This is a genomic window from Idiomarina loihiensis, assembly GCF_024584785.1.
GTDB lineage: Bacteria > Pseudomonadota > Gammaproteobacteria > Enterobacterales > Alteromonadaceae > Pseudidiomarina > Pseudidiomarina fusca.
The window spans coordinates 2,833,755-2,856,809 of sequence record NZ_CP074112.1 but is presented as its reverse complement, the minus strand read 5'-3'; the positions used below and the strand labels follow the sequence as shown (position 1 = coordinate 2,856,809).

At 47.5% G+C, this 23,055-nt stretch carries 19 protein-coding genes and 1 pseudogene; 7 read left to right on the top strand and 13 right to left on the bottom strand.

All coding sequences use genetic code 11. From position 1 onward, the window contains the following. Positions 1 to 38: 38 nt before the first annotated feature. Positions 39 to 929: a phosphoribulokinase gene (locus KGF88_RS13635; RefSeq protein ID WP_153827089.1), complete on the top strand. Its 891-nt coding sequence runs from the start codon at positions 39 to 41 to the stop codon at positions 927 to 929. On the opposite strand, the gene KGF88_RS13630 is transcribed toward KGF88_RS13635, so the two are convergent. From KGF88_RS13630 to rpe, 8 genes are all read right to left on the bottom strand, one after another. Next, positions 922 to 1,773: a 23S rRNA (adenine(2030)-N(6))-methyltransferase RlmJ gene (locus KGF88_RS13630; RefSeq protein WP_153827088.1), complete on the bottom strand. Its 852-nt coding sequence runs from the start codon at positions 1,771 to 1,773 to the stop codon at positions 922 to 924. The genes KGF88_RS13635 and KGF88_RS13630 overlap by 8 nt on opposite strands. A 3-nt stretch (positions 1,774 to 1,776) precedes the next feature. Then, positions 1,777 to 2,178: an OsmC family protein gene (locus KGF88_RS13625; RefSeq protein ID WP_153827104.1), complete on the bottom strand. Its 402-nt coding sequence runs from the start codon at positions 2,176 to 2,178 to the stop codon at positions 1,777 to 1,779. A gap of 48 nt (positions 2,179 to 2,226) precedes the next feature. Next, positions 2,227 to 3,696, bottom strand: coding sequence for a succinylglutamate-semialdehyde dehydrogenase (gene astD, locus KGF88_RS13620; RefSeq protein ID WP_153827087.1), 1,470 nt, complete (start codon positions 3,694 to 3,696; stop codon positions 2,227 to 2,229). Further along, entirely contained in the window at positions 3,696 to 4,721 is a 1,026-nt protein-coding gene (astA, locus tag KGF88_RS13615; RefSeq protein WP_153827086.1) for an arginine N-succinyltransferase, read from the bottom strand. Before astA ends, astD begins: the two co-directional genes overlap by 1 nt. A gap of 18 nt (positions 4,722 to 4,739) precedes the next feature. Next, on the bottom strand, positions 4,740 to 5,954 hold the full coding sequence (locus tag KGF88_RS13610) for an aspartate aminotransferase family protein (protein ID WP_153827085.1): 1,215 nt from the start codon (positions 5,952 to 5,954) through the stop codon (positions 4,740 to 4,742). A gap of 181 nt (positions 5,955 to 6,135) precedes the next feature. Beyond that, on the bottom strand, positions 6,136 to 6,747 hold the full coding sequence (locus KGF88_RS13605) for an anthranilate synthase component II (RefSeq protein ID WP_110075474.1): 612 nt from the start codon (positions 6,745 to 6,747) through the stop codon (positions 6,136 to 6,138). A 29-nt stretch (positions 6,748 to 6,776) separates the two neighbouring features. Beyond that, positions 6,777 to 7,781 carry a tryptophan--tRNA ligase gene (gene trpS, locus KGF88_RS13600; protein ID WP_110075475.1) on the bottom strand — a complete coding sequence of 335 codons (1,005 nt, stop codon included), beginning with the start codon at positions 7,779 to 7,781 and terminating at the stop codon, positions 6,777 to 6,779. A 27-nt stretch (positions 7,782 to 7,808) separates the two neighbouring features. Continuing rightward, positions 7,809 to 8,477, bottom strand: a complete 669-nt coding sequence (gene rpe, locus KGF88_RS13595) for a ribulose-phosphate 3-epimerase (protein WP_153827083.1) — start codon at positions 8,475 to 8,477, stop codon at positions 7,809 to 7,811. A 202-nt stretch (positions 8,478 to 8,679) separates the two neighbouring features. Between rpe and KGF88_RS13590 the strand changes: the two genes are divergently transcribed. Next, positions 8,680 to 8,979, top strand: coding sequence for a hypothetical protein (locus tag KGF88_RS13590; protein WP_153827082.1), 300 nt, complete (start codon positions 8,680 to 8,682; stop codon positions 8,977 to 8,979). 19 nt (positions 8,980 to 8,998) lie between these two features. Continuing rightward, the gene (locus KGF88_RS13585) at positions 8,999 to 9,217 is read left to right on the top strand and encodes a DUF2970 domain-containing protein (protein WP_153827081.1); all 219 of its coding nucleotides are present in this window, start codon (positions 8,999 to 9,001) and stop codon (positions 9,215 to 9,217) included. Positions 9,218 to 9,275: 58 nt separating this feature from the next. On the opposite strand, the gene prlC is transcribed toward KGF88_RS13585, so the two are convergent. Then, a complete protein-coding gene (prlC, locus tag KGF88_RS13580; protein WP_153827080.1) occupies positions 9,276 to 11,354 on the bottom strand; it encodes an oligopeptidase A in 2,079 nt (692 codons plus the stop codon). A 114-nt stretch (positions 11,355 to 11,468) separates the two neighbouring features. On the opposite strand from prlC, the gene KGF88_RS13575 reads away from it, so the two are divergent. Then, a complete protein-coding gene (locus KGF88_RS13575; RefSeq protein ID WP_153827079.1) occupies positions 11,469 to 13,769 on the top strand; it encodes a S9 family peptidase in 2,301 nt (766 codons plus the stop codon). A gap of 7 nt (positions 13,770 to 13,776) precedes the next feature. Here KGF88_RS13575 and KGF88_RS13570 read toward each other — a convergent pair whose 3' ends face one another. Then, on the bottom strand, positions 13,777 to 14,520 hold the full coding sequence (locus KGF88_RS13570) for a M48 family metallopeptidase (protein WP_153827078.1): 744 nt from the start codon (positions 14,518 to 14,520) through the stop codon (positions 13,777 to 13,779). 131 nt (positions 14,521 to 14,651) lie between these two features. Here KGF88_RS13570 and gorA point away from each other — a divergent pair, with 131 nt between their 5' ends. Beyond that, positions 14,652 to 16,007, top strand: a complete 1,356-nt coding sequence (gorA, locus tag KGF88_RS13565) for a glutathione-disulfide reductase (protein ID WP_110075482.1) — start codon at positions 14,652 to 14,654, stop codon at positions 16,005 to 16,007. Between the two features lie 51 nt (positions 16,008 to 16,058). On the opposite strand, the gene KGF88_RS13560 is transcribed toward gorA, so the two are convergent. After that, complete coding sequence (locus KGF88_RS13560; RefSeq protein WP_153827077.1) at positions 16,059 to 16,730, bottom strand: DNA-3-methyladenine glycosylase I; 672 nt, start codon at positions 16,728 to 16,730, stop codon at positions 16,059 to 16,061. Between the two features lie 110 nt (positions 16,731 to 16,840). Between KGF88_RS13560 and KGF88_RS13555 the strand changes: the two genes are divergently transcribed. Then, entirely contained in the window at positions 16,841 to 18,436 is a 1,596-nt protein-coding gene (locus KGF88_RS13555) for a serine hydrolase domain-containing protein (RefSeq protein ID WP_153827076.1), read from the top strand. Between the two features lie 46 nt (positions 18,437 to 18,482). Here the strand turns inward: KGF88_RS13555 and KGF88_RS13550 are convergent. Together KGF88_RS13550 and KGF88_RS13545 are read right to left on the bottom strand one after the other, a co-directional pair. Next, positions 18,483 to 19,806 (bottom strand): annotated as a pseudogene (locus KGF88_RS13550) (IS4 family transposase). Positions 19,807 to 19,943: 137 nt separating this feature from the next. Beyond that, the gene (locus tag KGF88_RS13545; RefSeq protein ID WP_153826875.1) at positions 19,944 to 22,100 is read right to left on the bottom strand and encodes a S46 family peptidase; all 2,157 of its coding nucleotides are present in this window, start codon (positions 22,098 to 22,100) and stop codon (positions 19,944 to 19,946) included. A gap of 499 nt (positions 22,101 to 22,599) precedes the next feature. Between KGF88_RS13545 and rnk the strand changes: the two genes are divergently transcribed. Next, positions 22,600 to 22,992 (top strand): nucleoside diphosphate kinase regulator, encoded by a 393-nt coding sequence (gene rnk / locus KGF88_RS13540; RefSeq protein ID WP_110075486.1) that lies wholly within the window; start codon positions 22,600 to 22,602, stop codon positions 22,990 to 22,992. The last annotated feature ends 63 nt before the right edge of the window (positions 22,993 to 23,055 follow it).

The window sequence follows — 23,055 nt, the reverse complement described above, 5'->3', positions numbered from 1 at the left end:
GAGTCCGTATAACAATCATTCAACTTTGCGGAGGACTCATGTCGGTCAAGCATCCTATCATTGCCGTCACCGGTTCATCAGGCGCCGGCACCACCACCACCAGCCAAGCGTTACGACATATTTTTCGTAACTTACGCATTCATGCGGCGTGCGTGGAAGGTGATAGCTTTCATCGGTATTCACGTCCAGAAATGGAATTAGCCATACGCAAAGCCCAAGAACAAGGCCGTCATATCAGCTATTTTGGCCCAGAAGCCAATGATTTTGCCCGGTTAGAGGCGCTCTTTAGAGAGTATGGCCAAACCGGAAATGGCGAAGTAAGACGCTATTTGCATAGTTTCGATGATGCTGTGCCTTATAACCAAACACCTGGTACCTTCACCCCTTGGGAGCCCTTACCCCAGCACACCGATTTATTGTTCTACGAAGGCCTGCATGGTGGTGTTGCAGGTGCAGATTATGATGTTGCACAACATGTCGACTTGTTAATTGGCATGGTTCCTATCGTCAACTTGGAGTGGATTCAAAAGCTGCTTCGCGATACCTCCGAGCGTGGCCATTCCAGAGAAGTTGTTACGCAAAGCATTATTCGCAGTATGGATGATTATATTCACCACATAGTGCCGCAATTTTCGCGTACACATATCAACTTTCAACGGGTACCAACGGTAGATACCTCCAACCCCTTTAGCGCTAAAGATATTCCGAGTTTAGACGAGAGTTTTGTGGTTATTCGTTTTCGCGGGATGAAGCACGTCGATTTCCCTTATTACTTACAGATGATCGATGGCGCCTTTATGTCGCGGGTGAATACCTTGGTGGTGCCTGGTGGCAAAATGGTGTTTGCAATGGAGTTAATCCTAACGCCATTGATTGAAGAAATTCTTGAGAAAAAGGCCAACGGCGGCACCGTGGAATGGCTTAAGTAAGCCATACCCCCTGCCACTGCGCGCCTCGCCCCTGAGCAAGTAACGGGGTTAAGTAGTTCATCACCTCATCCACCTGTTGTAGCAGCCCAAACGGCGGATTAATAAATAGCATGCCGCAACCATTTAAGGTCTGCGGGTCTTGCGCATCCCGAATTAAGATATCAACGGCATAAGCTTTTTGCACATGCTTGAGTTGTGCTACCTGCTGATGAAAGTCGCCAATACTAAGCGGGTCTTTGATCGGGTACCACACAGCGTAAACGCCAGTAGCCCAGCGCTTGGTGGCGGCATCCAAAGCGGCAACTAAGGTTTGTAATTCATCGCGCTGCTCAAACGGTGGGTCGATCAACACTAACCCGCGCTTAATGGGTGGCGGTAGCAATCCTTTCAACGCGGCATAACCATTGGTTTCAGTTAAGACTTTGATACTACCGGCAGTAGCAAATTCCTGTTTAACGTTAGCAGCTAATGCCAAGCTATCTTGAGGATGCAACTCACACAGCACCAGTTGGTCTTGCGCGCGCAATTGCTCTGCTGAAAACCATGGCGAACCAGGATACCAACGCAACTCACCGGTAGGGTTAAGTTGCTGCACCTGAGCAACATAGGATTGTAATACCGCAGGGATATCATCACGGCCTAGTAACCGCGCTATGCCATCGGTGGCTTCGCCAGTTTTCTGTGCTTGCTCGCCCTGTAAGTCATACATACCAATACCAGCGTGAGTATCCAACACCCAGTACGGCTTATCTTTTTGACCTAAGTAGTCTAATACTAACCATTGTAGGCTGTGCTTGACCACATCAGCAAAATTTCCAGCATGATAGCTATGACGGTAGTTCATCAGTTATGAATTCTCAATTGCAAAACTGTGGGTAATGGTCACTGAGGCCTCTAGCATTTTCGCTACCGAGCAGTACTTGTCTGCCGACAAAGCAACCGCACGCTCAACATGTTTATCCGCAATATCTGTGCCGGTTACCACAAAGTGCAAATGCACTTTAGTAAACACGGCTGGCGTTGCATCGGCCCGCTCGCCTTGCACTTCGCAGCGTACTGCAGAGACTTGCTGACGAGCCTTTTCAAGAATCGATACCACATCAACCGAAGAGCAACCTCCAGCAGCCATTAACACTAATTCCATGGGGCTGGCAGCTTCAGCTTTATTGCCATCCATTAACAGGCTGTGGCCTGATCCTGATTTAGCCTCAAACACTAAACCGTCACGCCAGTTCACTACTGCTTGCATTGCTGCTGCCATAGGTTGCTCCTACTTGTGAGAGATCATTTATCGCAATTAAAAATTTAAGCCCGGCGCTAATTTCTCCGGCATTACCACCTGCTCGGCTTCCACTGACGCCACGGGGTAAGCACAGTAATCAGCTGCATAATAAGCGCTGGCACGATGGTTACCACTTGCACCAATACCACCAAACGGTGCCGCACTGCTGGCTCCGGTGATAGGCTTGTTCCAATTCACAATACCGGCGCGAATCCGTCTAAAGAAGTAGCGATAGGTTTCTTCGCTATCACACAAAATACCAGCCGACAAACCATAGCGAGTGTTGTTCGCTTCAGCAATGGCAGCATCAAGGTCGGTATAGCGATACACTTTTAGTAACGGCCCAAAATGCTCGATGTCAGGCATTTCTTTCACCTGAGTCACATCCAAAATACCTGGCGTGACAAAGCCCAAATGATGATCTTTTTGGAGCATTTTTAACAATACTTTAGCGCCCGCATCAATCAAATCATTTTGCGCTTTCACCATATCGCTGGCTGCTTTAGCAGAAATCATCGCACCCATAAAAGGTTGTGGGTCGGCTTCGTAGTCGCCTACTTCAATCTGTTCGGCAACTTCAATCAGACGTTTCAAAATGGCGTCGCCATTAGCGCTTTTTTCGATAAACAAGCGACGGGCACAAGTACAACGTTGGCCAGAGGTAACGAAAGCTGATTGCACAATATCGTGCACGGCAGCATCAATATCAGTTACGTCTTTCACTAGTAGTGGGTTATTGCCACCCATTTCTAGCGCTAAAATCTTATCTGGACGCCCTGCAAATTGCTTGTGTAATACATGACCAGTGCCTGACGACCCGGTAAAGAATAGGCCATCAATCTGCATATGTGCAGACAATGATTTACCCGTTTCAACCAAACCCTGCACTAAGTTGATCACACCTTTAGGGATGCCCGCTTCCTGCCACAGTTTTACCGTAAACTCGGCCACTTTGGGAGTCATTTCACTGGGCTTAAAGACTACCGTGTTACCGGCTAGTAACGAGGGTACAATGTGGCCATTAGGCAAATGCCCAGGAAAGTTATACGGACCATAAACTGCAACCACGCCATGAGGCTTGTGACGCACAAAAGCCTTACCACCTGCCATGGGGTTTTCAACGGTACCAGTACGCTCTTGATAAGCCCGCTCAGAAATCGCAACTTTACCAATCATTGCGGCGACTTCGGTTAAGGTTTCCCATACCGGCTTACCTGTTTCTTCAGCAATAATATGGGCGAATTTTTGTTTGTTTTCTTCTAGTAATTCAGCAAAACGCTTACAAATAGCTAGGCGCTCTTCAAAGCTACGATCAGCCCAAGCCACAAAAGCAGCGCGCGCGGCCAGCACTGCTGTATCAACCTGTTCGGCTGAGGCGGCCTTGCCTTCCCAAATAATCTCATCTCGCGCTGGGTTGATTGATTTAAATAAATCGCCTTCGCCACTCACCCATTCGCCATTAATAAATAAGTTCTTATCGGTCATTACTGTTCTCCTGTCAGACTGACAATCCGCACCTGGTCACCATCTTCAACGCGCAACGCGGTGCTATGGCGTGCTTCCATCACCACATGATCATCATGTACTTGAATGCGAGCTTGAATCGCGCGGAAATCCGCAACGCGGGTATTACATACAATGTAACGGGCTGATTCTGTTACCGGCCCGATTTTAACTGGTAAGCGCTTACTCTCACGTACACTCTTAATATTTGCTACTTCAGCTTCTACGGTAGGTCCGGCATCAAAAATATCGACATAGCCACGACAACGAAATCCTTCAGCTTGTAACATTTTTAAGGCTGGTCGCGTATTCTCATGCACTTGACCGATAACGGCCTGTGCTTCCGGTGGTAGCAAACTTACATACACCGGATGCTGCGGCATCAATTGTGCGACAAAGGCTTTCTCGCCAATTCCGGTAAGGTAGTCAGCTTGGGTAAAATCCATCCGAAAGAAATGCTGCTGCAACCATCCCCAGAAAGGAGATTCGCCATTTTCATCTGATACACCACGCATCTCAGCAATAGCCAATGGACTAAAGCGCTGTCTAAATTCAGCCATAAACAGCATCCGAAAGCGCGATAGCACCCGACCGTTCATATTCTTGCGAAACGGCTCGCGCAAAAAGAGAGTACATAGCTCGCTCACACCTGTGTAGTCATTACACAAGGTTAAGGTTTCTTGCGCGTTATAAATATCCAGCTCTTTACTGTGGTGAACGACTTTACCTAGCCGATAATGATAGAAAGAATCGGTTAAGCCAACTGCGGCTTCAATACCACTGACGCCAACAATCTCTCCTGACTTGGTATCTTCCATAACAAACAAGTAGCCTTCTTCACCAGGCTCACTCACATGAGCACGGGCAAAGGCTTCTTGAGCTCTGGCAATACGACGTTGGAGTAAGGTTTCATCAACTGGCAACGAGGTAAAACCATGTCCAGACTCAACTGCACAGGTATAAAGCGCCGCATAATCCTGCGGCGCTATCGGACGAACCACTAACATAAAGTGTCTCCGTGAGGATTAGCCAGCTAGCTTGGCAACAGCTCGTTCAAAGCGCGCTAACCCTTCCAGAATATCTTGCTCTGGAATAATCAACGACGGCGTAAAACGAATCACACTTGGCCCGGCCACTAGTACCATCACACCTTCAGCGGCTGCTGCATTTAAAAAGTCGCGAGCTTTACCATCGAATTTTTCAGTTAGCTCCGCACCTAACAACAAACCTTGGCCACGGATATCTTGGAACACACCGTATTTTTCGTTGATTTGCTGTAGGGTGGTTTTGAACAACTGTTCGCGTTGTTTCACACCAGCTAACACGTCATCGGTGTTCACTACATCGAATACCGCTTCAGCAACAGCACAAGCCAACGGGTTACCACCGTAAGTGCTGCCGTGAGTACCAGGTTTTAAGTGAGCGGCAATCTCTGCTGTCGTCAACATAGCACCGATCGGGAAGCCACCACCTAGCGACTTAGCCGAGGCTAAAATATCTGGGGTTACGCCAAGCTGTTGATAAGCATACAAACTACCGGTACGCCCAAAACCTGTTTGCACTTCATCAAAAATCAACAACGCATTGTATTTATCACACAACTCACGCACGCCTTTGACAAACTCTGCATCAGGGCTAATAACACCACCTTCACCCTGCAAAGGTTCCATCATGATCGCACAAGTCTTATCAGACATTAACGCTTCTAGTGCAGCCAAGTTGTTGTAATCAACGTGCTCGATGGCACCAGGTTTTGGCCCAAAACCGTCCGAATAAGCAGCTTGACCACCTACTGTTACAGTAAAGAACGTACGGCCGTGAAAACCTTTGTTAAAGGCAATAATTTGGTCTTTTTCTGGTCCGAATTTATCTAACGCCGAACGTCGCGCCAATTTTAATGCGGCTTCGTTCGCTTCTGCGCCTGAGTTTGCGAAATAAACCCGGTCGGCAAAGGTAGCGTCAGTTAACTTTTGCGCTAAGCGCAGCGCTGGCTCGTTAGTGAAAACGTTACTTAAATGCCACAGTTTGTTGCCCTGCTCAGTTAACGCTTGCACCATCGCTGGGTGGCAATGGCCTAAACAATTCACCGCAATACCACCGGCAAAATCGACATATTCAGTACCGGCTTGGTCCCACACGCGTGACCCTTCGCCTTTCACTGGAATCATCTGCGCTGGGTTGTAGTTGGGTACCATCACGTCATCAAAGGTGGCGCGAGTTACGGATAATTTATTAGTCATAGCTGCCTCGTTTTGTTATCGATTAAAGCACTTTTAAGTGCAGCTATTATCGCAGAAAAAAGCACCGTTGTCGTGCTTACAGCGTAGAAAAAATGCGGGCTAGAGAGGTGGTTAGCTAAGCTTGCAGAGCCGCTGCATAATTATGCATCAGCTAGCCCTTTTGCTGCATATTAAGTTGTTCTTAAGGCGTTGCTAACTGGGTTTCATCGGGAGCCTGACAATGGCGTAAAAAGGCGGCAAATAGCTCATGCCCGAATTCAGTTTCTATCGCCTCAGGATGATATTGCACGCCCCAGACCGGAAGCTGCTGATGTCGCAGTGCCATGATTTCGATCTCGCCAGCAGCAGTCTCAACCCAAGCATCAACCACTAATTCTGGCGGCAGGCTGTCTGGCTGTACCAGCAAGGAATGATAACGAGCCACCTTGAATGGAGTAGGCAAACCGGCAAACAGCCCTTGCTGTTGATGCTGCAACAACGAAGTTTTACCGTGCATGACGGTGCCGGCACGCACGACTTTCCCGCCAAACACCTGCGCGATGGCTTGATGCCCTAAACACACGCCTAGAATCGGAACATGTCCTGCAAATTCTCTAATAGCGGCAAGACTAATCCCAGCATCATCTGGCGTGCAAGGGCCTGGAGAAATCACCAAACCAGTCAGTGGTAGCGCAGCGATTTCAGCAAGGGTTATCTGATCGTTACGCACTACTTTTAGGTTCGCACCTAGCTCCCAAAAGTAGCGCGCGACATTGTGAGTAAAGGAGTCATAATTATCGATCAGTAATAACACCAGCGCGTCTCACTACTTTTGTCTCGAACTTAAGGGCGTGGCACAAAACCAATCACATCATAGACTTTACGCAGAGTTGCTGCCGCATGTTCACTCGCGGCAGTAGCTCCCGCTGCCATCACCTGATTCAAATAATCAAGGTTATTACGGTACTCATGATAACGCTGCTGAATAGGCTCCAACATGGCAACCACAGCTTCTGCGGTTTCTTTTTTCAGATGTCCGTACATTTTACCTTCAAAACTAGGTACTAACTCAGCGATAGGTTGCCCCGTAGCAGCCGACATGATCGACAGTAAGTTTGAAACGCCCGGCTTCTCTTCTGGATTAAAATAAATCCGTGCCTGCTCATCTGAATCAGTTACAGCTCGTTTTAATTTCTTCTCGATTTTTTTCGGGTCTTCTAACAAGCCAATAAAATTATTCTCGTTGTCGTCTGACTTTGACATCTTTTTATTCGGATCTTGCAAGCTCATAACCCGTGCACCCACTTCTGGAATGAAAGGATCAGGAATGGTAAAAACATCGCCATACAGATTATTAAATCGGGTAGCCACATCGCGAGCCAGTTCTAAATGCTGCTTCTGATCATTACCCACCGGCACTTCGTTCGCTTGATATAACAAAATATCTGCTGCCATCAATGCTGGGTAAGTGTATAGACCTGCATTAATATTATTGGCGTGACGATCTGATTTATCTTTAAACTGGGTCATCCGATTCAATTCACCCATTTGGGTGTAACAATTGAGCACCCAAGCTAGCTGCGCATGCTCTGGTACATGGGACTGGACAAAAATCACACTTTTTTGAGGATCTAACCCACACGCCATATAAAGTGCTAGCCCATCCAGTGTGGCTGAACGTAGCTGAGCTGGGTCTTGGCGTACCGTGATGGCATGTAAATCCACCAACATAAACCGACAATCATGAGTATCCTGCATTTTTACCCACTGGCGTAACGCACCAATGTAGTTACCAATAGATAATTGTCCTGACGGCTGACAGCCACTTAATACGATAGGTTTACTCATGCTGAAAAGATTCCATTAAATAATTCATTAAACTTTAGCTAACTCATTGCGCATCGCTGCTATCACAGCTGCATAATCAGGCTGATTGAAAATCGCCGAACCCGCCACAAACATATCAGCGCCTGCCGCCGCAATTTCGGCAATATTATCGACTTTGACACCGCCATCAATTTCTAGCCGAATGTCGCGTCCACTGGCATCAATACGCTGCCTAACTTGTTTTAGTTTCGCTAGCGTCGACGGAATAAACGACTGCCCACCAAATCCTGGGTTCACCGACATTAACAAAATAACGTCGAGTTTATCCATCACATAATCTAGATAGTGCAGGGGCGTGGCCGGATTAAATACCAAGCCGGCCTGGCAGCCAGCCGCTTTTATCTGCTGCAAAGAGCGATCGATATGGGTTGAGGCTTCAGGATGAAAGGTGATGATGGAAGCGCCAGCGGCCGCAAAATCATCAATCATTCGGTCTACCGGTTGTACCATTAAATGGACATCAATAGGAGCTTTAATACCGTAGTCTCGTAGCGCTTTACATACCATTGGGCCGATGGTTAAGTTCGGCACAAAATGGTTGTCCATCACATCAAAATGAACGACATCAGCGCCCGCCTGCAACACTGCGTCAACCTCTTCACCCAGCCGCGCAAAATCAGCTGAGAGAATAGACGGAGCAATAAGATAGTCAGCCATAAAAACCTCTGCTAGCGAAATATCCACTAAGTGTAACAGAGCTAAGTGCGCTTAGCAGTCAAAAAAATGCGTTTTTAAGAGTGGCGAATGAACCTTATTCCTGCTATTTTAGTAGTCTAATTGTTAACCAAATTTACGTGATTCACCTCATCGATAAATTTAGCTAAAGCCGAATCAACCCTTATTTAAATGGAGGTCAGTTATGAAGTTGCGATTAATAATAATTGCAGTTATTACTGGCACGATTTTGTCTGGCGCTTTTCTAGCACCAGCATGGCAAACGACAGCTAGCAATTACACCCAACAGTGCGAGCAGTTATTAGATGTCAGTGAACAGCACAGTTCACTAGAAGCTTGTGTTGCGCCAGCCAAGCAAGTTTCTTGGCATGCGTGGTTTACTGGGCAAAGCCGCTCGACGCAGTTTCACTTTTTAGATTTGTTCGAGCTACTTTTCAACAGTAAAGACAAGTCTAAGCGCCACTACGAAAATCCACTTCAATAGCCTAAAAGTAGACCTGCTTATGCTGCCTAGCGTCGATAATACTCATGTTGAAAAACCTGGTTTATTGGCCGTCATTGTCAGTGTCCTAGCAGCCATGTTTGGGGTGCAAACCGAAGCCAATCGCAAGCGCGATTTCAACAAAGGCAACCCCTTGTTGTTTATTGGCATTGGCGTGGTCTTTGCGGTGTTGTTCGTATTAGGCTTAGTGCTGCTTGTTAACACGATTCTAGCGAGTTGATAGCAACTGCTATTAGCAAAAAAGCCAGCTTTTTAGCTGGCTTTTTTTGTGCTTTACCCTACTCGGCGGCTACCAACTGCTCAAACGAGGTAATGCCGCTGTGACGCAATAATGCATCCACTTGTGGTTCTCGCCCACGAAATGCTTTGAACAGCTCCATAGCATCCTGCGAGCCACCCCGTTCTAGGATGCTGCGCAAAAAGTCTTGGCCCGTGCGCCGATTAAAGATGCCGTCTTCTTCAAAACGCGCAAAAGCATCCGCCGAAAGGACCTCAGCCCATTTGTAGCTGTAATAACCAGCTGCATAACCGCCAGCAAAAATATGTCCAAAGCTATGCTGAAAACGATTACTTGCCGGCGGCTTACGCACTGCCACTTGCTCGCGCACTTGATCTAAAATCGTTTGAATTTGTTGTTTTTGTTGCGGGTCGAAATCGCGATGAATACGCAAATCAAACAGACTAAACTCCAGTTGTCGTACCATTTGCATGGCCGATTGAAAGTTCCGTGCAGCTAGCATGTTGTCAAGTAACTGAGTTGGTAGCGGTTCACCGGTTTCGTAATGACCAGAGATCATCGCTAAGGCATCCGGCTCCCAACACCAATTTTCTAAAAATTGCGACGGTAACTCTACCGCATCCCAAGCGACACCATTGATTCCTGATACCCCAGCAACGTCTATTTTGGTTAGCATATGGTGTAAACCATGGCCGAATTCATGAAACAGAGTGAGCACTTCGTCATGGGTAAACAGGGCCGGTTTGTCACCTACGGGCTTATTAAAATTACAGGTTAAAAAGGCTACCGGTAGTTGCAATGATTGCTGGGTGGTTATCCTGCGTACCGCACAGTCAGCCATCCAAGCGCCACCGCGTTTGCCGCTTCGCGCATAAAGATCAAGGAAGAAACTACCACGCAGATCGCCATTATTGTCACTGATTTGGTAATAGCGTACATGCTCATGCCAACCTTCAAAAGCTTGGCTGGCCTCAATCTTTAACCCAAACAGAGTTTCAACCACGCGGAATAAGCCATTGATAACCTGTTGCTCAGGAAAATACGGCCGTAGCTCTTCGTCCGAGATAGCATATTCTTGCTGTTTCAGCTTCTCGCTGTAATAAGGAACATCCCAAGCAGCAAGGTCAGTTTTACCTTGCTGCGCAGCAAACTCGACCAGCTGCTGATATTCTTGTTTCGCTTGAGGCAGCGACTTCTCTGCGAGGTCTTGCAAAAAGCCTTCAACTTGAGCAGGGCTATCCGCCATTTTGGTGGCAAGAGATAATTCAGCATAATTCGCAAAACCAAGCAATTGTGCCAACTCATGCCGCAATGCCAAAATTTCATCCATCAGTTCGGAGTTATCATACTGACCAGCTTGTGGCCCTTGCTCCGACGCCCGCGTAGTGAAGGCTTCGTACATGGTTTGTCGAAGCGGTTCATAATCAGCATACGTCATCACTGGCAGGTAGCTGGGGATATCAAGACCAAAGCGCCAGCCTTGTTGATTGTGCTCGGCCGCAGCCGCCGCAGCAGCAGCGACCGCACTTTCAGGTAGCCCGGCTAACCAATCGGCTTGCTGTTGCTGTTCTGGCGTCACTAAAAAGTGCCAATTATCGGTCGCATCTAGTAAGTTATTGCTAAACTGTGAGGATAACTCTGACAGCCTTGCTTGAATGTCAGCATAGCGTTGTTTCGCTACTCCCGTTAACGCCACCCCCGACAACTCAAAATCACGTAAGGTATCGGTAATAACTTTACGTTGGGCTTGGCTAAGCTCAGTAAAACTAGCGCTATCTGCTAGGGTTTTAAAGGCTTGATACAGGCCTTCGTGTTGGCCGACATAGGTGCCATATTCAGAGAGCAGCGGTAAACATTGATCATGGGCACTGCGCAACTCGGCTGAGCTTACCACGGCATTCAAATGAGAAACCGGTGCCCAACTACGCTCAAGCTTGTCATCCACTTCTTCAAGTGGCGCTACTAAAGCCTCCCAAGTGCGTTCAGGTTGCCCTAATACAGCCTCAATAGTTGCCTTGCAGTCTGCAATACGCTGAGTGATAGCCGGTACAATGTGCTCCGCTTTAATGCTGCTAAAAGGCGGTAAATGGTAATCACTGAGCAAAGGGTTTTGACTCATAGCGCATCCTCTTGAATAATGCTGTATAAATAATTCGCGTCGTTGATGTTTCATCATCCTTATGTAGGGATGATTGGCGCATTTAACAAGGCCTAACAATAACAGGAAGTCCGTATGACACATAGCAGTTCTCGTGCTTGGATACGCCACGGCGTCATCGCATTAACTAGTATATTTATTGCTGCCGGCTGTAGCTCCTTACCAAGCGATAGCACTCAACCAGCCCCGGTTGTTGCTACCCAAGCTGGCGCGCAAATTCAGTTTGAGCGGCTATATAACAGTTCTGACTATGCAGCTCGTGGCGTCGGCCCTACTCGTTGGTTAGCCGACGGCAGTGGTTACACGGTGCTTGAAAATGCCACCGATGGGGGGCAAGATTTAGTTCGATACCATCCTGAAACCCAACAACGCACCCTGCTTGTTGCAGCTGCAGATTTGCGCCCTAGTACCGACGCAGAACCTCTTAGCATTGCTGATTACAGCTGGTCTGAAGATGGCCAAAAGCTGCTCATCTTCACCAACACCAAACGCTCATGGCGCACTCATACGTTGGGCGATTATTGGGTGTTTGATTTAAAGACCAAGCAGTTACAGCAGCTTGGAGGTAACGCTGAACCATCAACACTGCAATTTGCTAAGTTTGACCCGCAAGCTAAGCGGGTGGCCTACGTGATGAAGAATAATATTTACGTCGAAGATCTTGCTAGCAAGCGGATTACGGCTTTAACCAAAGACGGCAATGATACTATCGTTAACGGTACCTTTGATTGGGTCAATGAAGAAGAATTCTTTTTACGTGATGGTTTTCGTTGGAGCCCGGATGGTCAATCCATCGCCTACTGGCAGTTAGATACCGCCGGTACTCCCTTATTTACCATGATCAACAATACTGATAGCTTGTATCCCACACTGAAGCAATTCCCCTACCCTAAGGTGGGTGAAACCAATGCCTCCATGCGTATTGGGGTGATGCCTGCTAGCGGCGGTAACACCACTTGGATGAATGTACCAGGTGATCCACGTCAACATTATTTAGTCCGCATGCAGTGGGCTGGCAATAGTGATTCGTTATTAATTCAACAGTTAACTCGGTCACAAGCAGTTAATACTGTTTTTCTCGCCAATGCTAACAGCGGTGCCGTCCAGAAGCTGCTGGATGAAACTACAGAAAGCTGGGCTGAGTATGTAGACGATGTGCAATTTATTGATGAAGGCTCTGCATTTACGTGGCTAAGTGAGCGTAGTGGTTTCCGTCACCTTTACGTCGTACAACGTGACACGGGTAGACTTCGTACCATCACTCGCGGGCAGTGGGATGTTATTGAAGTGCTGCAAATTAATCCCGCTAGTGGCTGGGTCTACTTTATTGCGTCTCCTGACACCCCATTAGAACGCTATTTGTTCCGCGCCAGCTTAGACGGCAGCGGTAAACTTGAACGCCTTACACCTGCTCAGCCTGGCACTCACAGCTATCAACTTTCGGCGGATGCGAACTACGCGGTGCACACTTTTTCAGATATCGACACCATGCCGGTCGTGGATATGATCAAGCTGCCTGAACACCAATCGCTGCGTATTATCAAAGACAATCAGAGCGCTCAGCAAAACTTCGACCAACTGCAACGCGGCGATTTTGAATTCTTTCAAGTTGCCGCCCAAGATGGCTTGCTGCTCGATGGCTTCTTAATCAAGCCGGCAGATTTTGATCCAAGCAAAAAATATCCAATTTTGTTCTATGTCTATGGTGAGCCGTGGGGCCAAACCGTAAGCAATAGTTGGGGTGGCGAACGCTTTTTATTCCACAACTATTTAGCCCAGCAAGGTTACTTAGTTGCTTCTATTGATAACCGTGGAACTCGTTCACCGCGAGGCTATGAGTGGCGGCGTTCGATTTATCAACAACTAGGAGTAGTCACGGTACGCGATCAGCACGATGCCTTACAAGCGATGCTCGAACGTTGGTCTTTTATTGATGCTGACCGCGTTGCTATCTGGGGTCACAGTGGTGGTGGGTCGCAAACCTTGAATGCGTTATTCCGCTACCCAGAATCCTACCACCTGGGGATGGCGTTAGCGCCAGTGCCTGATTTAACTTTGTATGACACTATTTATCAGGAACGTTACTCTGGTCTCCTACCCGAGGCTGCGGCCAGCTATCGTGAAACGTCAGCCCTCACTCATGCAGCTAATTTACAAGGGAAACTCTTATTAGTACATGGTACCGGCGATGACAACGTGCATTTTCAAGGCAGCGAACGTCTCGTTAATGAGCTGATTAAGCATGGTAAACAATTTGATTATTTTGCTTATCCAAATCGCTCGCATGGTATCTACGAAGGTGCTGGTACCACCTTGCATTTACGCACCATGATGGCTGAGTTTTTACAAGAGCACCTGCCCGCTGGAGCTCGCTAGCTTGGTGCTAATCAGCATCGGTGTAGTCTAAATAGTGGTTGTGCATAAGCGTACTACCGTAAGTGCGCAACCACTGTTCGGCTTCTTGGTAGCTTGCTGAATGTTTTGCCACCAACTGCCAGAATGCCTTGCTGTGATTAAATTCTTGCAGATGGCACAGTTCATGAATCACCACATTGGTCACGATCCATGCAGGTGCCATCCACAACCGCCAACTAAAGCGCAGCTGATGCTGCCGCGTACAATGACCCCATTTACTGGTAAAATCACCAACCGACCAACTTTGTGGCTGCAGGCCATGCTCAGCCGGCCAGTGTGCAAAAAAATCGTCTAACCATTGCAGTGCCTGTCGTTGATACCATGCGATAACAGTACGTCGGGGCTCCTGCTGCGAATTACTGCGCGCAGTTACCGTCACAAATAATTCGCGCCCATAGCGCTCACAGGTTTTACGCCCAGCTTGGCTTACTTTGAGCTGCAGCGGTTGCCCCAACCAGCGCAGGCGCTCACCCGATTGCCACAGGCGTGGCGCTAGCCCTTGCAGTTGCTGTTGCTGGCGCTCAACGTGCTCAGCAATCCAGGTTGCTTTCGCCTGCACCAAGCGGTTTATTTCAGCGTCGCTGACCCGCTGCGGCGCCCGCACCTGTACCTGCCCATGTACCACTTTGATTGCGATAGAACGGCGCTTTTTGCTACGCACTAATTGGTAGCTGGGCAGTTTTTGTGTTGCTGGTAACGACTGAACTGACACGAGATTACGTAATTCCTTGTTAAGGAGTGAATTGCTGTACGCCTTGCATTGCACCTTGCCACGATTTCAGCGATCATAGCATTCATTTGTATCATTAAAGCAGCAATCTTGCATGAATTAGGAGTACCCGCATGACTCGACATTACGATTACCTTGCCATCGGCGCCGGCAGTGGCGGCATAGCTTCAGCCAACCGTGCCGCTATTCGCGGTGCTAAAGCCGCTGTTATCGAAGCAAAAGCCGTAGGTGGCACTTGTGTTAACGTAGGCTGTGTACCTAAAAAAGTCATGTGGTATGGCGCCCATATCGCCGAAGCCCTCAAATATAGCTCAGCCTATGGCTTTGATGTGAAGCAGCAAGGTTTTGACTGGCAAACCCTAGTGACTAATCGCGAAGCCTACATCGAGCGTATTCATGGCGGCTACCAACGTGGTTTTGCGAGCAATGGGGTCGACTTCATTGAAGGCTTTGCTACTTTTGTCGATGCCAACACCGTTGAGGTAAATGGTGAGCGTATTACTGCAGACCATATCACCATCGCCGTTGGTGGAAGACCGCTTATTCCAGCCATTGAAGGCGCTGAACATGGGATAGATTCAGACGGCTTTTTTGCCTTAACAGAACGCCCTAAAAAAGCCGTGGTCGTTGGTGCTGGCTATATTGCCGTTGAAATTGCCGGAGTCTTACACGCCCTTGGAAGTGACGCTCATTTGTTAGTGCGTGGCGATCGCCCTTTACGCTACTTTGATAAAGATATTACCGATGCCTTGTTAGAGCGCATGCAACAAGATCAACTGCAATTACACACGGGTTGTATTGTCGCTAAAGTTGAAAAACAAGCCGATGGTTTACTCACGGTGCATTGCGAAGATGGCCGTCAGTTAGCTGATGTCGATTGTTTAATCTGGGCCATCGGACGTGTTCCGGCAACCGATAAGATTAACTTAGCTGCCGCTGGCGTTAACGCCGATGAGCAGGGTTTTATTCGTACCGATAAATATCAAAATACCAATGTTGCTGGTATCTACGCCGTAGGTGATATTACTGGCGAAGCACAACTCACCCCTGTCGCCATTAAAGCCGGGCGGCTGCTAGCGGAGCGACTGTTTAATCCTGATTTACCTGACGCCCACATGGATTACAGTCAAATACCAACCATCGTCTTTAGTCACCCTCCAATTGGCACGGTTGGGCTTACCGAAGCCGAAGCGCGGGAGGTACATGGCGATGATATTACTGTCTATCGTTCACAATTTGCCGCTATGTATAACGCCATTACCCCACATCGGGCACTCAGTACTTTTAAGCTCATCTGTGTAGGTAAAGAGCAGCGCGTCATCGGTATTCATGGCATTGGCGAAGGCATGGACGAGATCTTACAGGGCTTTGCCGTGGCGATGAAAATGGGCGCAACCAAAGCTGATTTTGATGCTACCGTCGCTCTGCACCCAACCAGTGCTGAAGAGTTTGTCACCCTGAGAGGTTAATACAGAACAACCGCGAGGCCAGTGGATACTCCCCTGGCCTCAATTCAACGGTCAGCCCCGCACATCAATACTCATCGACAGAATTCGCGATAGATGACTATAAGGTAATCCAGTAGCCTCATGCCATTGATTAAACCAATGCTGTATTTGGGCCGCGCCACGTTTACTGTAAGGCGATGCATCCAGTAACCGATGATTCTTCAACGCGGTCAGGTTATCTGGAGTAAGAATATACCCATCCCAACCTACTCGTCTGAGCACATGCTGGGCTGCAGTGCCACCTAAGCGTGCACCATGCTGCTTTAAATAGGCGAGTAACAGATGCTGTTCGGCGCTCGGCCAGTTTGCTAGAAACTGACCAAAGCTGCCATGCTGCTCCGCTATGTCGACTAACATCCGCGCATTTACCGGTACCGTGGCAATTTTCTGTGGGTTGCGCACGATGCGCTCATCTTGTGCAAGTGCATCGAGGCGCTCTGGCGGCACCTGCTGCCAATAAAGCGGCAAAAAGCCGGCAAAAGCCTCCTCGAAGCCCGCCCATTTTCGCTCAATAACCTGCCATGCAAAGCCCGCTCGAAACACACAACGCGTGATTTCTGCAAGATAATCATTATCAGACCTAGCAACTAATTGCTCAGCAGTTGCTACCTTTGGCAATCGCTGCTGCACTAGTGGCTTACCGTGCCGCTTTACGGCCTGCTCGTAAAAGTAAGTAAAGTTCATTGGTTTTTCTACAAAGTTAGCTAATCTATCTGTTAGGTTGGCTCTTTTGCCATCTGCATTAGGGTAAACTATCACACTCACTTTCTAACAATAACTAAAGAGTATGTGTTATGCGTAAACTGCTGCAAGTTTTCTTTGCTGTGGCGCTGTTGGTTGCTGCAAGTATTCCCGCCCAAGCAAACAACCTTGATGGCCTCTGGCGCGCCAAATTAGAAGTGCAACCAGGCGTTGCTATCACCCTCGGCTTAACCATTCGAGACAACCAACTGCATTACGATAGTCCGAACCAAGGCGCATTTGATATCAAGCCTACTCGCATCAACCTATCCGCTACCAGTGTCAGTTTTGCTGATGACCGTGCCAGCCTGAGTTTTACCGGCAACCTTGTGGATGGCAACCTTGTGGATGGCAACCTTAGAGGGCAATTTAAACAAGGCCGAAATTACGACATCACCTTTTATAAGCTAACCGGTGATGCTATCAATCGCTTGAACTTTGAAGGTGCCTATCGGGGCAATCTCGCGATTGATGAGGAGACGCAACTGCCGTTGGTGCTTCATGTTGCAGTGCTCGCTGAAGGTTATCTCGCTACCTTAGATAGTCCGCGCCAACAAAGCTATGGTATCCCCGTCAGCAACTTACAGATCAGTGATGAGGCGCTGCAATTCAACTCGCCAATGCTGCAAGCTAGTTATCGCGGTAGCGCCATTCGTGGTGGTTACCAAGGCGAATTTAAACAGGGTGCGACCTTACCGCTTACCCTCCTAAAAAATGTGGCTGCCAACAATCAAGATTATCAGCAACCAAGTTTTGGAGAGCAAGGCGGAGCTGCTGCTATCGTCACCGCTAGTGGCTTCAAACCTACTTTCTACGGCAATCACAACGCGACCACCTTGTACGAAATAGGCTCGGTGAGCAAAACCATGGTGAGCTACTTATTGGCTGATGCCATTGCTAGCGATAGCGTACAAGCTAAGACCAAATTACAGAGTATTTTCAGCCAATCCCCCAGTACTATCACGCTAGAACAACTGGCAACCCACACCAGCGGCTTGCCAAGGCTGCCAGCGAATCTTTTTGATGGTGCTGCGGCAACCAATCCATATGCCCACTACGGTCTGACTGAATTAACCGAAGCTTTAGCTGAGGTAGAACTCACGGATGGCAGCCATCTCTATTCGAACTTCGCTTATGGCGTGCTGGCTGAAGCCATTGCGAAACGGCAACAAACCAGCTTAGCGGTATTGCTGAAGCAGGTTTTATTTACCCCAGCCGGCATGACTCACGCTCAACTAGCCTTAGCCGATAGCCCACCCGCGTTAAACCTAGCGCAGGGCCATAATAGCTTGGGCCAGGTAGTACCGCACTGGACTTTCCAGAGCTTAGCTGGGGCCGGAGCAGTACTGGCGACGGTCGAAGACATGAGCCGTTATGTGCAATTTTTAATGGCTAAATCTGCCAACCAAGACCCTATCGTAACGAACTTACTACAACCACGCCTGCAGCAAAGTAGCTGTTGTGCGCAAGCACTAGGGTGGATGATAAGTTACGACGACGAGCAGCGCCCTTATGCTTGGCACAATGGCCAAACCGGTGGCTTTAGTAGTTTTGTGGGCTTTTATCTAGATGGTTCTAAAGGCGTGGTGGTACTGAATAACCAAGCCACCTCCGTGAACGAACAAGCACTACAACTGTTAACTCATTAAGCCCTTATGGGGGATAAAAAAACGGGCCAGAAAGGCCTAATGCCAGTCAGTTAAGAGCTGACTGGCATTTTTTTCTCGCATATTTCTGAGGTTTTGAACGAACTTCTCGTGGGTAAACCCGCTCGGTTCGCCTTATTGGCAAAACGTAATGCTCTGCAATTTCTTGAAGATGTTCGAGAGTTTTCGGGATATTCCCCGCTGAATTAAGTGAAGCCGTGTATAGCCAGTTAATAATAGCTGTAGCACACGAGGTAAAACTCAGTTGATTTGGATATATCCCTTTAATTTTGCTCGCCATTTTCACCATCTGATAGCGAATAATATTGTACGCTAAGAGTATTCCCCATAGCTCTTGACGTATCATTTCTGGTCGCTTGCTCCGTAGCGTGTAGTGATTTTGAAGTAAAACTTGTTTCATTTCTCGATAGCCGAGTTCGATTTCCCAACGTTGCTCATAAAGCTCAACAATATCTTCGCTTGGATAACGCAATGGATCGACCATCGACGTTAATATGGTGCGCTCTTTACCATCAATAGTCCGTGTTAACATTCGAGCTTGCATGGTCTCAGGTAAATTCGGATATTTTTTGCGTGATTGTGGCGTGGTTGTCAGCTCAATGAGCTTTTGGTGACGGCCTATTTTCCTGAGCACTTTATATTGAGTTCCTTTTCTCATTGGAATAAGCCAGTGACGTTCAACACCGGTATTTTGCCACTTGTGAAGGAGTCCTAACGAGTAAAAACCTCGGTCGAATAGGGTCAATGAATGGTTAGCTGTCGATTCGATAAGTCCTTCTGCAAGCACCATCTCATTTGTTGAAGCACAATCAAATTGGCTTCCCGTTAGAAGATGGCTCGTTAATTCCATTTGGCAGACCATGCGCACTTGAGGATATTGCTCACCAAATTGATTTGAACTCTTTTGAACGCTTGCTGATTCTCATTGGAGTCAGGGTTCGCCAAACAACACCATCGACGCCAAGCAATCGTAAGCCATGCCATGTTGGATGCTCGGCTTGTTCATTCCAAATCGCTTGCGTATGTTCAAATACCGATTGTACGGCATGTTCACCAAGGCGTTGTCGTGCTTGAGGAATAGCGCTTGGAGCTACAAGTGCCCGTCGACCAGGCAGCATAATATTCATTTGTCCAACGATGTCCCACACGCTGGTGTTGCGATATAAGGCCATGCCTATAATACTCCACAACACCATATCCAAGGGTAAACGTCTTTTCCTGACCGTGCCGACACCGGCCTTATCAAACGCCTCATCAATTAAATCAGGATCAAGAATGTCGGATAATTTACCCAGTTCTTCAGAGTTTGGAGCATATCCATTGGCTATTGCGAGTGCTGTGGTGAGTTGCATAAAAAAATCCGTAGCTAGAATTAACTAACTACGGATTCTGATCCATTGGGAGGATCGGTCAACCGATCGCTAAAATATTTCTTAACTGATCGGCATTAGGCCAGAAAGGCCCGTTTTTATTAGCTATAACAAGGTATTTATTTAACCCCAAGCTCACGCAATAGTTCATCTGCGCCGTCTACTTTTTCCATTTGCCAAAGCATAAAGCGAGAATCTACTTGAATAGAGCGAGTATTATCTAGATTGAAATCCCAATCAGAAATAATCGAATCAAGCGTTCCATCAAAGGCGAGACCAACTAATTCTGCTTTATCGTTTAATACCGCAGAGCCTGAGTTACCGCCAGTAATATCAAGGGTTGCTAGGTAATTCACCGGTACCGAGTCTAAGCTCTTAACATAGTAATCACCGTAGTCTTTTGCCTTGATCTTGTCTAATTGCGCTTGTGGCGCATTAAACTCGCCCTCACCGGTAGCTTTATCGGTAATCCCACGTAAGGTAGTGAAGGCAGTCCACGCAGTACCATCATGAGTTCCATGGGCACGTCCTGTCACATTACCGTAGGTGACCCGCAAGGTGCTGTTCGCATCTGGATAAACAGCTTTACCTTGCGCCTTCATAAAGGCGATTTTTGCTTTCATGTAGTTTGCGTAAGCTTGCTGAACCTTACCTGCGTGCTCTTCGGCTTCTGCTTCTTGCTCACGGTCATAATCCCACATAGCTACAGCCGCTTTAATGAAAGGATCAGAGCTCTGCGCAAACTGCTCAGGACTTTGCTCTAACAAGGCTGCCCGAGCCTTACCATCAGTAAATAAGGTACTGGCATACCAGCTGTCGATTAAGGCATGCAAATCGTTGGTGCTCATATTATCAGTAATGCCCATAGCGGCATCAAACTGAGCATCGCGCTCGGTCTTAGGTAGCGCAACGTAACGCGCTAAAAAGTGCTTATCTAAGGCTTTTTCAACGCTCACATCAAAACTACGATCTAAGCCTGCAACGAAGGCACGGTAGCGTGGTAAATCACGCTCTTGGAATCCGGCTTTACGTTCCGCATTAGGCTTGGTTTGCTCGTTACTCAAACGATACAGAGCTTTGGCCATACCCAATAAACGTGGTGTAGCCACATCTAACGTATAACTCTTGCGACCTTCGTCCTGGGCCTTTTTCAAAAGAGCTTCAATGGCCTCTAAATCAGCGGCATAAGCAGCACGATTCTTCTTATTGCTATTAACCCACTCTTTTAACGCTGTATGCTCAGCTTGCTTGCGCTCTAATAAATCGCTTTCTGCATAGCTATCGAGCATGCCTTGACGGTTCTTCATGTAGTTATTCAAACCCGCCACACGGCTTGCGTATTTCAGTTCAGCATCTTTGTTGTCCGCAGTTTGCTCAGCAATGATGTCTAACGTTTCTTTAAAGCGACTAACCGTATTCGGGTAGCTCCATTCAAAGGTATCTAGCACTTCAGATGGCAGACGATGACGGTTAGTGCGGCCTGGATAGCCTAATGCCATCACGAAGTCGCCTTCTTGCAGTGGCTTTTTAGCTAACTTGATATGAAATTCTGGCTGATAAGGCACGTTATCTTCTGAATATTCAGCTGATTTACCTTCAGGGCTTACATAAGCACGATAGAAGCTGTAATCACCGGTGTGACGCGGCCACATCCAGTTGTCAGTATCGCCACCAAATTTGCCCACCCCTTCGGCTGGAGCATGAACTAAGCGTACATCTTTAATTTCTAATTGCTTAATGAGATAAAACTCTAAACCACCATAGTAAGAAGCGACCGTACAGCGGTGTCCTTCGTCAGCTTCACAGGCTGCTACTAAAGCTTTTTGGTTGGCCTCAATGGCATTAATACGAGCTTGACCAGTAAGCTTAGCCGTAGCTTTATCAATGATTTTATCGGTGACATTGTCAACGGCTTTGGTCACATAAATACGGCTACCAGGAGCTGCCGCTACTTCGTCGCTAAGAGCTTTAGCTAAGAAACCATTAGCCAGCAGATCGTTTTCTGGAGTTGAGTTGTAAGCAATGCTGTTATAAACACAGTGGTGGTTAGTCGCCACTAACCCTTGCGGGCTCACAAAAGATGCTGAACAACCGCCCAAACTTACGATAGCTCCCATCGGGAACTCAGTCAGCTGAGTGAGCTCTTTCGGGTTTAGCTTTAAGCCAGCTGCTTTTAACTGCTTAGCGATGTCAGGTAGTTGTTGCGGCATCCACATGCCTTCGTCAGCTAGCGCCGGGGCACTTAACAATGCTAACGCAATAAGTGTTTTTTTCATGATATTGCTGCCATTTCTCTTGGTCTGTTGAAGTTGATACTTAATAACTAAGCCAGCTTGGCCTACCGATTAAATATGCAGTTAGTTAAGTCTTCTTAAATAGAGCTAAATTATCAGCTATAGGTTTCCTAATCATTCGCTGCTAGCGCGTTAAAGTCAATTCTGAAATGTAACCAAGATTGTCGCAGCTGCCTTAATATCGACTCAGTCATAGGTTTATCTCAAGGTGATTGACGATTGCCTGTATTTAATCAATACTTAGGACATGTTCAAATCAAACTTTCGCATAATGAGCACCACGCTCACCTTTCCTAAGTTGGCCGGACGCAAGCAGCGCCCGGCACGAACTCGACTGTCCTTTTCGTAATACATTCGCAAGATAGTTTCATAGCTTAGTTATTTAACCCTTTCGTAGTTGATTAATACAAACATAGACACTGTTACATCTTAACTTGTTAGCTTCTAACAAGATTTTTTAAGCTGTCAGTTGGAGTAGATCATGCAAAACAAACCAGACATTATTTTAAGTGCGGCCGATGTCGCCACCATTGAACGGTATATTGAAAAAATGCCACACGCCAACGAGCAAGTGTTAGCGCTAGAAGACGAATTAGCTCGCGCTAAAGTGGTGAAGCATCAAGATTTGCCTAGCGATGTCATCGCCATGGGTTCGCGCGTTACTTTTAGAATTGCAGAGTTGAACAAAGAGTTTTCCAAAACGCTGTGTTATCCAGAGCAGCTAGCCAATCATGAGGATGGAATTTCGATTTTCGCACCCGTTGGCAGTGCACTGATAGGTTTGCGCGTGGGCCAAAGTATTGATTGGCCGCTCAATGGGAGCGTACGTCATGTGGAGATCATTGCGGTCAGCCCTGCCCCTGTTGCTGCTTAACAAGCTACTGTTAACCCAAATATAAAAGGCGCCTGAGTTATCCTCAGGCGCCTTTTCAAGTTG